Annotated in this window: 12 protein-coding genes; 8 read left to right on the top strand and 4 right to left on the bottom strand. The window is 50.5% G+C overall.

Annotated elements, in window-relative coordinates; all coding sequences use genetic code 11:
- Positions 1-96: 96 nt before the first annotated feature.
- Both fliE and yedD read left to right on the top strand, forming a co-directional pair.
- Positions 97-408 (top strand): flagellar hook-basal body complex protein FliE, encoded by a 312-nt coding sequence (fliE, locus tag L462_RS13365; RefSeq protein WP_014170728.1) that lies wholly within the window; start codon positions 97-99, stop codon positions 406-408.
- Positions 409-482: 74 nt separating this feature from the next.
- Positions 483-896 carry a lipoprotein YedD gene (gene yedD, locus L462_RS13370; protein WP_032678465.1) on the top strand — a complete coding sequence of 138 codons (414 nt, stop codon included), beginning with the start codon at positions 483-485 and terminating at the stop codon, positions 894-896.
- Between the two features lie 64 nt (positions 897-960).
- Here yedD and amyA read toward each other — a convergent pair whose 3' ends face one another.
- From amyA to fliD, 4 genes are all read right to left on the bottom strand, one after another.
- A complete protein-coding gene (gene amyA, locus L462_RS13375; protein WP_032678464.1) occupies positions 961-2,448 on the bottom strand; it encodes an alpha-amylase in 1,488 nt (495 codons plus the stop codon).
- A gap of 64 nt (positions 2,449-2,512) precedes the next feature.
- Entirely contained in the window at positions 2,513-2,875 is a 363-nt protein-coding gene (fliT, locus tag L462_RS13380) for a flagella biosynthesis regulatory protein FliT (protein WP_014170725.1), read from the bottom strand.
- Between the two features lie 5 nt (positions 2,876-2,880).
- Entirely contained in the window at positions 2,881-3,285 is a 405-nt protein-coding gene (fliS, locus tag L462_RS13385) for a flagellar export chaperone FliS (protein WP_014170724.1), read from the bottom strand.
- A 13-nt stretch (positions 3,286-3,298) separates the two neighbouring features.
- A complete protein-coding gene (gene fliD / locus L462_RS13390) occupies positions 3,299-4,717 on the bottom strand; it encodes a flagellar filament capping protein FliD (protein ID WP_032678463.1) in 1,419 nt (472 codons plus the stop codon).
- A 365-nt stretch (positions 4,718-5,082) separates the two neighbouring features.
- On the opposite strand from fliD, the gene L462_RS13395 reads away from it, so the two are divergent.
- The 6 genes from L462_RS13395 (at position 5,083) to L462_RS13420 (ending at position 14,425) form a co-directional block, all read left to right on the top strand.
- On the top strand, positions 5,083-5,919 hold the full coding sequence (locus tag L462_RS13395; protein ID WP_020883343.1) for a flagellin N-terminal helical domain-containing protein: 837 nt from the start codon (positions 5,083-5,085) through the stop codon (positions 5,917-5,919).
- Positions 5,920-6,122: 203 nt separating this feature from the next.
- Positions 6,123-7,517 carry a hypothetical protein gene (locus L462_RS13400; RefSeq protein ID WP_014170720.1) on the top strand — a complete coding sequence of 465 codons (1,395 nt, stop codon included), beginning with the start codon at positions 6,123-6,125 and terminating at the stop codon, positions 7,515-7,517.
- Between the two features lie 144 nt (positions 7,518-7,661).
- A complete protein-coding gene (locus L462_RS13405) occupies positions 7,662-10,910 on the top strand; it encodes a bifunctional class I SAM-dependent methyltransferase/glycosyltransferase (protein ID WP_236900314.1) in 3,249 nt (1,082 codons plus the stop codon).
- A 65-nt stretch (positions 10,911-10,975) separates the two neighbouring features.
- Entirely contained in the window at positions 10,976-12,136 is a 1,161-nt protein-coding gene (locus tag L462_RS13410) for a DegT/DnrJ/EryC1/StrS family aminotransferase (protein WP_032678461.1), read from the top strand.
- Positions 12,133-13,299: an ATP-grasp domain-containing protein gene (locus L462_RS13415; RefSeq protein ID WP_032678460.1), complete on the top strand. Its 1,167-nt coding sequence runs from the start codon at positions 12,133-12,135 to the stop codon at positions 13,297-13,299. The genes L462_RS13410 and L462_RS13415 overlap by 4 nt, the downstream gene beginning before the upstream one ends.
- 10 nt (positions 13,300-13,309) lie before the next feature.
- Positions 13,310-14,425 (top strand): Gfo/Idh/MocA family oxidoreductase, encoded by a 1,116-nt coding sequence (locus L462_RS13420; RefSeq protein ID WP_050595746.1) that lies wholly within the window; start codon positions 13,310-13,312, stop codon positions 14,423-14,425.
- Positions 14,426-14,432: the final 7 nt, after the last annotated feature.

Raw genomic sequence — 14,432 nt, 5'->3', positions numbered from 1 at the left:
CGTCAAATAACCTGGTTTTTTCACGCTATTTACCGCCATTATCTTATTGACAAGCTGTTAGTCTTGACCCCGTAAAAAACCATTCAGGGGAGAGTCATGGCTATACAGGGTATTGAAGGGGTGATCAGTCAGTTGCAGGCAACGGCGATGACGGCCCGTAATCAGAATGTGGCAGAACAACCGAGCATCAGTTTTGCAGGACAACTGCACGCCGCGCTTGACCGTATCAGCGATACCCAGACCGCCGCACGTACACAGGCGGAGAAGTTCACCCTCGGCGAGCCGGGCGTGGCACTGAATGATGTGATGACCGATTTGCAAAAAGCCTCGGTTTCCCTGCAGATGGGGATTCAGGTGCGTAATAAGCTTGTGTCTGCTTATCAGGAAGTGATGGGGATGCAAGTTTAAGCCCCGTCGATCTTCGCTGGCAGCCCAAGCGCTTTAATGCCACAATATTTTTTTCTTCGAATGCAGGAAAGATGATGAAAAAAATAGCAATTGCTGGCGCGCTGCTGGCACTGACCGGGTGCGTTCAGGTGGATAACTATCAGGAAGTGATCAAACACCCCGTCCCGGCGCATCTGGCAGGGTACTGGCAGTCAAAAGGGCCGCAGAGCAAAATGGTGAGCCCAGAGGCGATTGCCACGCTGGTGGTGACGGAGGAGGGCGATACGCTGGACTGCCGTCAGTGGCAGCGCGTGATCGCTGTACCGGGTAAAATCATGCTGCGTTCAGACAGTTATTATAACGTCACCCGCAAGCTGGATATTTATCCGCTGGAGCGCGATGGTTCTGTTCTTGAGTATGATAGTATGGAGCTACAGAAGGTCGATCGCCCGACGGTAGAGTGCGCAGATTATCTGAGCAAAAATCCGCTTGAGAGTAAACTTCCGTAGTGCATGTTGCCGGGTGGCAGCTTCGCCTGACCCGGCATTCAATTCACGTCAGATGCTTTTACAACTACAACGCATCCTCAATCACCCACACACTGACGCTTCCACCTTTGCAGGTAAAGGTACCTTCGCCATCCGCTGCGGTAGTGACCGTTTCTTCGCGATTGCCGAGAAAATCACGCCACGTTTTGTTGCCGTAGTTTTCACCCAGACAAATCACTTTCTCGCCGTCATCGCCATTCGACATCACCACCACACAGCCAGGATCGTCTTCGGTGCCGCTGCGGCTGAAGGCGATACAGTTTGGGTGATCGAAGAACAGCGTCTGCACGCCGTGGGCAAAACGCTGGCGGGCGAGGATCAGCTCGTGAAGCTGCTCGATGACCGGCATATCAATATGGTAGGTTTCGCCGTCACCGCCCGTATCGTCATAGCTGGCACCGAATAAATCCGGATAAAAGACGCTGGGCACTCCGTTTTCACGCAGCAGGATCAGGGCATAGGCCAGCGGTTTAAACCACGCTTCAACCGGCGCTTCCAGCGCCTGCAAAGGCTGAGTATCATGGTTGGCAACCAGAGTTACCGCATGGAACGGATCGGCTTCGACCAGGGTGCCGGTAAAGATTTGGCTCATGTCGTATTCCCGACCCTTGCGCGATGCTTCGTGGAATTTCATCTGCAGGGGGGCATCGAACAGCATCGTCTTTCCATCGACCTGGTCAATATAGGCCTGCAGTTTATCCACTTCGTGGGACCAGTATTCCGCCACGATAAACAACGGTTGCGTTGCAACTTCCTGAACGTGCTCAATCCACTCCTTATAAAACCAGGCGGGAATGTGTTTGACGGCGTCCAGACGAAAACCGTCACAGCCAGTTTGTTCCATGACCCAGCGGGCCCAGTATTTGATCTCCTCAGTGACAGCATGGTTGCGAAAATCAATGTTTTCGCCCATCAGATAATCAAAATTACCCATCTCATCATCAACCTGGTCGTTCCAGCCTTCACCGGTGTAGTCGTTGACGATTTTAAAAATGCCGTCTTCATCGGGGTTTTCAATATGGTCGACGCCGCTGAAGCATTTGTAATCCCAGATAAACTGCGAATATTGCCCGGCACGGGCAGGGAAGGTGTAGCGTGTCCAGGCTTCACACTCAATGATCTCATCGTCGATCTGCGTGCGATCCTGTTCGTTGACGCGCTGAACGCGGACGGGTTCTTTCTCGTCTGCGCCCATTTTGTGGTTAACCACCACGTCAAGAAGGACGGCGATCTCATTACTTTTGAGTGCGTCGATAGCCTCCAGCAGCTGAGCTTTGTCACCGTACTTGGTGGCGACGCTGCCTTTCTGGTCAAACTCACCGAGGTCGAAGAGATCGTAAGTGTCGTATCCGACCGAGTACCCGCCGGATGCGCCTTTACAGGCTGGCGGCAACCAGATCATATTGATGCCGATTTCGTTAAGATTGGGGGCTAACGCCGTGACCTCTCGCCACAATTCACCGCCCGCAGGGTAATACCAGTGAAAACATTGTAACAGGGTGGGGTTTTTCATCGTCCGTGCTCCAGAAGCCGTTTGGCAGACTTCTGGAGTATGGATCAAGAATCGCTAATGTGAATTAATGATTCATCTCTCCGGGAAATAATATGTTGCCTGACAACTTCCCGTAGGTAACGTTAACGTTTTTTTGCTTGTTGGTTTGGGCAATAAGACCGCTCAACTCACTCATTCTTTCCTGCAACAAATCCTTGAGGAGGAGTTCATTCTGCAGCACCTGATTCAGTATCACCATCGCCTGATCCTGGATGTGTTTGCTGTCGGGTGGAAAAGGAGTCGTGCTGATCTCTTCAACCAGCGAAACGTATGCAACCTCCTGTTCGATGAGCTCATCCCATTTCCCGGATTGAGCAAGGCTCAGCATTGTATTGCTAAGCGCATAAAGAGCATGCCACTTTTTAAGGGATAAGCTGGAGTCGTTCATTAAAGTTAATCCTGCTTGGGAGTATAACCCGGGCCGATTTGCTTCCAGGCGTCGGAAATATTGAGCAGCAGAGCCTCGACTTCGGTAATAGCTTCGATGTCATTGCGCAGATTGGCATGTAACAAACGGCGTACCATATAGTCGTAAAGCGCAGAAAGGTTGCGGGGGAGTTCTCCTCCCACATCCATATTTAACCCAGCCTTAAGGCCATTTTCGATAATATTAATGGCCTTAGACAGGGCCTCTCCTTTTGCCGGGATGTCCCCCTGCTCAAGGAAAAGGCGCGCCCGGATAAGCGCGCTATGGATACCGTCGAACAACATGACAACCAACTGGTGCGGGCTGGCACTCAAGACAGCAGATTCAAGACCTACCTGCTGATAGGCTTGTACACCAGATTTGCTATACATATCGTTTCCTTTCTTACTTACTGCTGAACTGTTGGGTCAAATAAGTGGCCGTACCATTGAATTTAGTGACCAGCTTATCTAAATCGTTAAATTGCTTTTTATAGCGCGCCATCGTGGCTTCAATCGTCAACTCCATCGCGTCATAACGTTTACCGATGGATTTGAGCGTGGCGTTAATACCGTCCTTCGCATTCTGAATGACGCCTTCTTTACCTACAGAGGTGCTCAGCATGTCAGTCAGCGTATTGTTCATCTGGGTGGCGAAACCGGTGGTTTTACCATCCCCGACAAAATAGGCCTGAGCGCCAGCCGGGTCATCCGTGAGGATCTTGGTTAATTTCTTATCATCAATTTTCAGGTTGCCAACCGCGCCGTCCGCGCCTTTGACCGGGTCCTGTGTGATGCCAAGTTGGGCCATAATGGCATAGGAACCGCTCTGCACATTGGTCAATAAAGCACGCAGATCGGATTGTACTCCGCGGATAGTACTGTCACCCATCAGTACGCCGTTATTCGAAGACTGGGCGGTTGCACCCACCGCAGGTGGCTCATATTTCGTCAATGAGGCAATGGTGGACTGCAGAGAGTTATAGGCAGTTACCCATTCTGTAATGGCTTTTTTGTTATCGTCTGTAGAGCGGGTTACGGTCAGGGTTTCATCGGCCGTGCTCTGCGCTTTCAGGGTTAATGTTACCCCTGGAATGGCGTCAGTGATGGTGTTGGTCTGGCGGACAATCTGGATACCGTTGACGTTAACGACGGCATTTTGTGATTTTACCTGTTCGGTAAGTGCGCCACTGCCAATGATGCCTTTCAGCGTATCGTCGCCGGTCACTGTTACCGTCATATCAGAATCGGTACCGGTGGTTTTGGAGGTCAGCATCAGACGATAGTCGCCATCATCCGCTTTCACCACACTTGCCGAGACACCGCCGTTGGCAGCATTAATGGCTTTAGCGATCCCGTTCAGGGAGGTATCGCCATCGGCCAGGGTTACCGTCAGTGGTTTACTGTCAGCGCCTGCCTGGGTAATGGTAATGGTTCGGCTGTTGGTGCCCGTGGTGCCACCTAACTGCTTAGTATTGCTGTCGATAGTGCCTGGCGTGGTCGTCAGCACCTGGCCTTTAGCAATCTTGCTGACGTTGACTGTCACATCACCAACGTTAGCGCCGGAGGTACTGATAGCCGAAAATGCAGTATTGGTGCTGCTAATGGAGGTTGAGTTCCACGTATCTGTTTTTGCGAGCTTAGCAGCTGCGGTTTGCAGATTCGTCAGGGCGCTTTGTAATTTGCCGTAACCGGTAATCTGCGCGTCGTAGGTGGTTTTTTGCTTGGCAATAGCCGTCAATTTTGTTTCTTCTGCTGCCTGCAGCTTATCGTACAGATCTGACAGGCCGGGCATGCCCACCCCGAGATTACTGATAGTCGCCATGTAGTGTTCCTTCTTAATGGATGTTTCAGTCGTTTATCGGCCCGTTCGACGAAAAGTTTACGGCAAGCTTAAAAAATATATCGCTGAATAAGCGACCTAAATGACGCGTTTTAAATCAACAGGGTGCATGACGAAGAAATATACCGAAGAGAATAAGACGGTGATTTTTTGCGTTAATCTTTTATTCATCATGCACTCTGTAGCCGCTTTGGTGTAAAATAAATCTTTATAAAACAAATAATTAAATATTTTCTTCGATATTTTCTAAAGTCTGCTGTTCGAGCGTCGATAACCTTGTTGACGGTGAGAGACGCCGTGAGTGTTAGGCACCGACCCTAGAAACCATTTTTGAAGGAATTAAAATTATGTCAGTTATCAATACTAACCTGTTGTCCCTGACCACTCAGAACAACCTGAACAAATCTCAGTCTTCTCTGGGCACCGCTATTGAGCGTCTGTCTTCTGGTCTGCGTATCAACAGCTCTAAAGATGATGCTGCGGGTCAGGCGATTGCAAACCGTATGAACTCTCAGATTAAAGGGATGACTCAGGCTGCTCGTAACGCCAACGACGGTATCTCTCTGGTTCAGACCGCTGAAGGTAACCTGAACGAGATCAACTCCAACTTACAGCGTATCCGTGAGCTGGCTGTTCAGGCTGCGAACGATACTAACGGTACCACTGACTACACCTCAATCAGCACTGAAATTACTCAGCGTCTGGGTGAAATCGACCGTATCGCTGGCGCTGCTAACTTCAACGGCAAAAAACTGCTGGACGGTAGCCAGACTGCTTCTCTGAACATCCAGGTTGGCGCAGGTACTGGTGCAACTGATAGCATCGCTATCACCACTGGCGCACTGATTGATGCTAAAGCTACCAGCCTCGACACTGGCCTGACCGGTACTATCACCGATAACAGCACTGCTAAAGCTTTCATCACTGCAGCTGACAACGCTATCTCTAAAATTGATACCGCTCGTTCTAACATGGGTGCGATTCAGAACCGTTTCGAATCTACCATTAACAACCTGAACAACTCTATCACTAACCTGTCTGCTGCTCAGTCTCGTATCCAGGATGCTGACTACGCAACTGAAGTATCTAACATGTCCCGCGCGCAGATCCTGCAGCAGGCTGGTACTTCCGTGCTGTCTCAGGCAAACCAGGTTCCACAGGCGATGCTGTCCCTGCTGCGTTAATAGACGCAATATCTTTAAAAAAGGTTGCTGGAAACAGCAGCCTTTTTTTTCACTATTTTTCCGTAAAATCACCGGATCGTAATCTGTAAAATAAGGCTGCATTTAGCAGCGTTTTCCCGCCATCACCCCCCGAAACACAGTGTTACTCTGCCTAAAATCTCCTTTTCCGGTCGTCTGACGACAGTTTACCGAAGAGTTATAAGATGAGTGAATTCGCACGTAGCCGGGCTATGCGTCAGTTTTATCGGAATGTGTTTACCCGATTCATTGATCTGCCAGAAGCAGATGTTATGCCCGCCAACATCACGGCCGAAATTTTCAGTTTTAAAAGCACTAATTTCACTGCGCTCGAACCCATGATTCGTGTGGCCGAAACGGGACTGGATGCTGAAAAGGATACGGCTTTAAAAGACATGCTATGTGCCATCGTGCTGGCAAACACCGCACTGGATGAGTCCGTCATTGGCGAAAAACAGACTCTTTCTGCCGAGATGAGTACCCAACTGACAGAATATATTGTGTCGGCGTTAAAAGCCGATGACAACATTCACTATCTTGTCGCCGCCATTCAGCTTCTGTTCCGCGTCAATGAAATCAGCTCAGCGTTATTTTTAATTAACAACAACCTTTCGCTGGTCAGCAATTCGGCACCTGTGCTGAAAATCCTGCTGTTGATCTGTTTAATGGAAAATGATTTCAACCAGGCGATGGTTGTTATCCAGGCTCTGACGGCAGACGCTGCATTAATCGGCGAAGATCCTATGGCCCTGTTGATGATTACCTGCGGCATCTACAGGCTGGGGGGCATACCCGATTCGTACATCGATTTTCGATCGCTTCATGTGAGCGAGCATGCGGTGGAAAATCAATCCTACGATTACTGGATCGCAAAAAGCACAGCTGCCAAAACAACGGTGCTAGTCACGTGCGACAGCGAGGATTATTTCGAGCACGCTGTGCCGATGCTCTATTCACTCTATGAGACCAATCGCGACGTCCTTGATGTGCACGTGCATCTAATTAACGGCAATGATGATGTTAAACATAGCCTGATGACCCTTCGCGAACAGCTACCTGAGCTCAACCTCTCTGCAAGCCATGAGCAAATAACCCGTAATGAGGACATGTCGGTAGTCCGTGCTGCACGTCGCATCGTTTTCCTGCACCACGCACTGCAGGCGTTTAACACTCCCATTATTGCCATTAACCCTAATGTGCTGGTGCGTAAGCCGTGGTGTGAGCCAGAAACGGCGCTGTTGCTCCTGCAAACCGAATCCTCACCTTTCTGGGAAGAGGTTTTTGCCGGTTTTATTTACGCAAAACCCGGCGGCGTAGCGCAACGATATTTCGACCGCGTTGTGCCGTTCATCCATACCAACCTCGCCAGCGGCAATCATGCGCCTGGTCTGGAGCAAGTCGCACTCTTTTCCTGTCTGGACACGCTCTCGCCAGAAGACCGTCTGGCGATCGCGCGTGCCGAGCGTAGCGGAATACTCGATAGCCAGTCGGGTGAGGAGGCGTTCTGTTGGGTTGCAAGGAACACAGCAGGCCCATACCAGGAATATAAATCGTCGCTTATTCGCACGTATCAACGCTGAAGCATTTGCCCTGTGACCGTAAGAACAGAATCTGGAAAAAACGTGACGACACAGTACCCCTATTATCGGGTCAGCCCCGAGACCATTCATGCCACTGCGGTGCTTAATCATCTGACCACGCCACTGCCAGCGTTTGCCCGTGTCATGGAGATTGGCTGTGGTTCAGCAACGCGTCTGATTATGCACGCCTGGGCGCATCCTGAGAGTATCGCTCTGGGTATCGATATTGACGAAGAGGCGATCGTGAAGGGGCAGAAGTTTGCTGCCGAACTGGGATGTCATAACGTTGAACTGTTTGCTGCAGGATTAGGGGATTTGCTCGCCGCGGATCCGGGTGAGTTAGATTACATCATTATTCATCAGACCTTTGCTTTTCTTGGAAAAAGCGAACGGGAAGCGTTGCTGACATGGTGCCAGGCGCATTTATCTGCCAACGGCGTTATCGCCATTAAGTGGTCAGTACTGCCTGGCAGCATAGCGCGCATAACGTTGGGTGAAGCGTTACGGTTCCATCTTGATCGCGCAGAAGAGGGCAGCGACCTGCTGGCATCAGCCCGCGCCATGCTGAGCTTTATGTTGCTCACGCTGGAAGAGGGTTCGCTGAAAAATGAAGTCCTTCTCGCTGAAGAAATGGATGATAACGCGCTAATTCTGGCCTATTTAAGCCCGAGTGACGGGGCATGCACCCTCGGGGATTTTAACGCGCAGGCTGAACTCGCCGGTCTGCAGTTCCTGGGCGATTTGCTGCCACAGTCGGAACTGGGAAGCTTCTATAGTCCGAGAATCGAACAGTTACTGGGTGCCGTCAGCGACGGGGCAAGCAGAACCTTGTCGCAGCAATATCTTGATTACGCCGTTCAACGCGAAGAACGCTTTTCCTTGCTGTGCCACCTAAATCGCCTCTCGCCGCCGGTTCACCCGGATCTGAACCTCCTGAGAAACCTGCACTGGGCCGGAAGCTTTATGCCGATCGAACTGGATTCTGCAAAAGCGCCCCGCGTGTTCAGAAATAATAATGGACGGATCATGCGTACCGACAATGCCATTATTATCAGGATCATGGAGTTGTTGGGCAATGCCTGGCCTATGTCCTTAAGTTTCGAACAGCTTGTGCTCAATTGCCGGGCTCCTGAAACGCATGAGGATTATCAGGAGACGGTGTGGGAAGCATTAAAAACGCTGTTTATGACCTGTGCTGACGGATTTTTCTGGAGTGCCACCCCCGGGGCATACAACGCTGCGCAAAATGATGAACTGGCACCGGTAGGGTTGCTACCACCAGCGTGTCCTGCGAACGATGTAAGCATCATGAACCTGTGGGGAGAGTGGGTTTCATTGACACCTGCTGAGTGGAATTATTTGCGCTTCGAAATGGGGCATGCCGGGCAGACGAACTGGGAACTCTACTCTTCATTGAAAATTAAAGGGTTGCTAACCGGCTCGCCTGAGGCCTGGAAAAAGCAACTGCAGTGTTTTCTGCGTGCAGGCATGCTCGACGTACTGAAATCGCAACTTTCTCTGTTGTTGTTGCTTAGTGTCGATCAACAGCAGGGCGGAATGCTTATCAAGAGCAATGCCGAACCCGTATTAGCCGACCCGGACGTGGACGCTATCTACGAGCGCGCAAACAGCCTTATCCAAAAAGGCCGTTCTAAAGAAGCCCGCGAGTATGCTCGTGATTTAATGGAAAAAAATCCAGACAATATTCACGTCCTTCGCTGCTATTCAAAAACATGCGTGCTGACTTCCGCCTGGGATGACGCGCTGGCGTCGCTTTGTAAACTGATGGGCTATTATTTCTCGAGCCTTGATATCTATTATGATCTTGCCACGGTGTTGCAGCGCAAGCGTGAATTCTACGGTTCACGGCAAATTGTCCGCACCTTGCTTCGTCTGAATAATAAAAATATTGATTACTGGCTAAGTCTGGCATCGCTGCATCATGCCTATGGCGATATGGCATTAGCGGAAAAATGCTGCAGGGAGATTATGCGCTTCCAGCACCCGGGGCCCAGTTCACTTGGGCTCACTGGGATTGTATTGAGTGACAACCATAAAATGGCAGAAGCGCGCTATTTTATGGAAAAGGCCGTAGAGCTTAGCAATTATAATTTCGGCTACTTCAGTAACTTACTGTTTGTAATGAGCCACGACGCTAGCGTAACGGCCGAGACGTTGCTGGAAAAGCACCTTGAATACGGCCGCCGCGCAGCAACCTGGGCAACAGAGAGCGGGGTAAAACTGGTTCTCAATAATTCCAGAGAACCTCAGCGTAAGCTTCGACTTGGCTTTGTTTCAGGCGATTTGCGTAAGCATCCGGTGGCGAATTTTCTTCTGCCTTATTGGGATGCCATCAATCGTGAACAGTATGATTTGGTGGCCTATAGCACCCTGTTCCTTGAAGAAGATGACACGTATTGTCACCTTCGCCAGAGCGCAACGCTATGGCGTCAGGTTGATGCTATCAGCGATATTGAACTGGCGAAACTGATAGCTGAAGACGGGATTGATATTCTGTTCGATTTATCGGGTCATACAGCCTACAACCGATTGCCTGTTTTCGCGTTGCGTCCGGCTCCGATTCAGATCACATGGATAGGTTATCCGGGCACGACGGGTCTGAAAGAGATGGACTATATACTTCTTTCGGCGAGCCTGGCGCAGTCTCAGGAGCTTGAAAAACAGCTGGTGGAAAACGCGATGTTCGTTGCGACACGCAAGAGTTTCGAACCTCATCCTCTCAGTCCGGACATCAATCCATTACCTGCGCTGCGTAACGGTTATATTACCTTTGCCAGTTTTAACCGCTCTAAAAAAATTAACGATCAGGTGCTGAATGCATGGGCATCTATTTTGACGGGTTACCCTGAAGCCAGGCTGTTAATCGGTAACATGACTGATGCCGAAATGATTTCGGCCATGACAAAACGCCTGCAACAGCGCGGAATTTCTCGCGACAGATTGCTCTTCCGGGGACTCGTGGAAATGGATGAGTACCTCACGATGCACCATGAGATTGATATTTTACTTGATGCATTCCCTTATAGCGGTGGAACGACGACGCATCATGGCGCCTGGATGGGCGTCCCGACAATCACCATGAATGGCCCGACCATACCATGTCAGCAGGGCGTCGATATTATGCGTTCTTATAGACTGGAGCAGTTTATTGCGATTGATGAGGAAGATTATATTTCCAGAGCAATCGCCTGGGGGCAACGTATTCCAGAACTTGCTGAAATCCGACTGGGGATGCGAGACAGGATCCCCGTAGACCACGTGCCAGATTTTAATATTGCAGAAAACTTTGAACGGGCGCTGCGTGAAGCGTGGGGAATTTATTGTCGGGGAGAAGAGCCGCATGCGTTTCTCATCACTGAACAGCATTCCTGACTCGCAAGGGTTAACTAAGCCGGCCATGTGGGCAAAATTTAACGGTATCATTACCGAGGTAGGATATGAGTAAAATTTACGTAACCAGTCCATTCTTGCCCCCTCTGGAAGAGTTTATCCCTTATCTGGAGCAAATCTGGCAAAATAAAACTCTGACAAACGGCGGACCATTTCATCAGCAGCTGGAACAGGCTCTGGCGGAATATCTGGGTGTAAAGCACCTTTCGCTTTTTGCAAACGGAACGCTGGCGCTGCTGACGGCATTTCAGGCGTTGCGCCTGACTGGCGAGGTGATCACCACGCCGTATTCCTTTGTTGCGACCTCGCATAGCTTATTGTGGAACGGATTAACGCCGGTCTTCGCTGATATCGATCCCCAAACCTATAATATTAATCCGGATCGCATTGAAGAATTAATTACGCCTAACACCACCGCAATTTTGCCTGTTCATTGTTATGGGATTCCCTGTGACATCGATAAAATTCAGAAAATTGCAGATGTGTACGGTTTGCGGGTTATTTATGACGCAGCACATGCATTTAATGTCCGCAAAAACGATATAAGCATTTTAAATCACGGTGATTTATCCGTACTCAGCTTCCATGCCACCAAAGTCTTTAACACCTTTGAGGGCGGGGCCATTATAAGTCACGATCTCAAAACCAAACAGCGCATCGATTACCTTAAGAATTTTGGCTTTGCTGGTGAAACCCGCATCGTGGCTCCTGGCATTAACGCCAAAATGAATGAGGTGGAAGCTGCATTCGGTCTTCTGCAGCTTAAACATATTGATAAAGCACTGGACGAAAGAAAGGCGATTTATCAACGCTACTGTGAAATGTTAGACGGGCTGGAAGGATTAACGTTTGTCGACGTACCCGACGATGTGAGCTGGAACCACGCCTATTTCCCGGTGCTCATCGAACCGCATTTCGGGATGAGTCGTGATGGGGTATATGAGTTATTTAAAGCGGATGCCATTCTGACGCGTCGCTATTTCTACCCGCTCATTAGTTCATTTGCCATGTACAGAGGTTTCCCTACTTCGGCGGAAGAACATCTGCCCGTTGCGAATGATATCGCCGGAAAGGTGCTGTGCTTGCCGATTTATCCAGGAATGACGCTGGAAGAACAGGATCGGGTCGTGAATGCTCTGAAGCGTGCTTCCCTGGTAGGACAGGCGCAGGGTAACGAACCGACGCCAGTCACGGAGATTGCGGTATGAGCATGATGCCTACAGCGATGATCCTTGATGCAGGGTTTGCCTCGTTGCCATTACAGCAGGCCATAAAAGCCGCAGGGTTTCGAACGCTTGCCTGTAGCGGTAAAGCCCAGGATGCAGGGATGAAATATGCCGATGCGACCTGGGCGCAAAATTACGCTGACAGCGAGGCGGTACTGGCCATTGCCCGCCAGGAAAAAATCACGGCGCTGTCGCCTGGTGTGACGGATGTTTCTTATCTTTCTGGCTGCCGCGTGGCGCAGGCGCTGGGCCTTCCCGGCTATGACTCTCCCGAGGTAAGCGATCTCCTTTTCCTCAAGGACCGCTTCAGGAAATGGGCCAGCGAGAAGGGATATCCTATTCCAAAAGCTGCCAGTAACGTGCAGGAGGCGCGTACGATGCCTTTCCCGCTACTGGTAAAACCTGTCGACGCATACAGTGGAAAAGGGATCTCATTGATTCATCAGCCAGATGAGCTTGATGAGGCGGTCAACGTCGCGCGTGCTGCGTCAGCGGGCGGACATTGTGTCATTGAAACGTTCTGCCAGGGGGCGCTGTATAGTCACTCGGCGTTTATTCGTGGGGGGGAAATCACTTGCGAATTTTTTGTCGATGAATATTGCACAGTCTATCCGTGGCAAGTGAACAGCAGCTGTCTGAGTGTCAATCTGACCGAGTCGATGCGTGATCAAATCAGTGAATGTATGCAGGCCATTGTCAGCGACTTAGGCCTTGTCGATGGACTCTTACATACTCAACTTATTGCTGACGAACGGCAATTTTGGCTGATTGAAGTGACACGCCGCTGTCCGGGCGATCTCTATTCGAAATTGATTGAGCTTTCCACGGGCGTCGATTATTGCCGTGAATTTGTTGCGCCTTTCATCGGACAGACAAGTCACCTGGCGCACCGGCGTCCCGCACGTCGGCGCAATATTGCCCGTCATACGGTCTCTTCAACTCATCGAAGCCTTTTCTTCGGGTTTAACTGTGCGCCTCTGCCAGCCAACATCCTTCAGGCGATACCGCTTAAACAACCCGGCGATGAAATCGGCCCTGCGCCAGGGGATCGGGCAGGGTTAATTTTTGCTGAGTTTACCGATCTTGACGCCATGGCAAGCCACACGCCTCAGCTTAAAAACTATTTTTCTTTTTCTTCTTTGTAAGGACCGGACTATGAACAGGCCTCTATCTCTTGGGTTTATTGGCGGAGGGATCAATTCAGCAATTGGTCTGACGCACAAAATTGCCAGTCAAATGGACGGCCATTTCGAGTTGGTGACGGGATGTTTTAGCCGCGATAAAACGCTTAGCAAACAGACGGGGCTGGCATGGGGACTAAAGGATGAAGCCATTTATACGAATGCGGCGACCCTGCTGGAAGAGCAGCACGCACAAATGGATGCCGTTGTCATCCTGACGCCGACCCCGGCCCATCGTGAAATTATTCTGGCCTGTCTTGAATACGGTCTTCCGGTTATCAGTGAAAAAGCCATGGTCGCCAGTGTGACGGATGCGCGCGATATCGCCCAGCGCGTGGCAGACATCAATGGACAACTCTACGTCACCTATAACTATACCGGCTATCCGATGGTACGCGAATTGCGTGAACGGTTACGTCGCGGTGAACTGGGGAGCATTCAGCATGTCATGGTGGAAATGCCTCAGGAAGGATTTATTCGCAGCCGGGAAGATGGCAGTGTGGCTCAGCCTCAGGAATGGCGTCGCGTTGATGGTGACATCCCGACCGTTTCCCTCGACCTTGGGGTCCATGTGCATCAACTGGTGGAGTTTCTGACGGATAAACGTGCCGAGGATGTCTATGCGATTAACAGCACGTTTGCGCGCGTCCCGAATGTTGTCGATACGGTGAATCTGGTTTCCCGTTACGACGACGATATGGTGTGTAATTACTGGTACGGCAAAGCGGCGCTGGGTTACCGAAATGGTTTGCGGATACGAATTTATGGTTCTGAAGGCAGCGCAGAATGGTTGCAAATGGAGCCTGAGTATCTCCATCTTGCTGATGTACATGGGAATATTCGCTTGATCGACCGAACAGCCGGAGACAATACGGTGGCCAACCAGCCCCGCTATTGCCGCTTCAAAGCAGGGCACCCTGCCGGATTCATTGAGGCATTTGCAAACTATTACGCCGATATTGCCGCCAGTTTACGTGGTGAACCTACGGGATACAGCCTCAGTTGCGATACGGCCGTCCGTGGGCTGGAATTTCTCGAAAAAGCGCAGCAGAGCGCACTGACGTCTGCCAAAGTCGAATTATTACGTTAATAACGGT

It is taken from the genome of Enterobacter sp. BIDMC 26 (assembly GCF_000534435.1).
Taxonomy (GTDB): Bacteria; Pseudomonadota; Gammaproteobacteria; order Enterobacterales; family Enterobacteriaceae; genus Enterobacter; species Enterobacter ludwigii.
The sequence above is the reverse complement of the archived record's forward strand: the minus strand, read 5'-3'. Positions and strand labels throughout refer to the sequence as shown.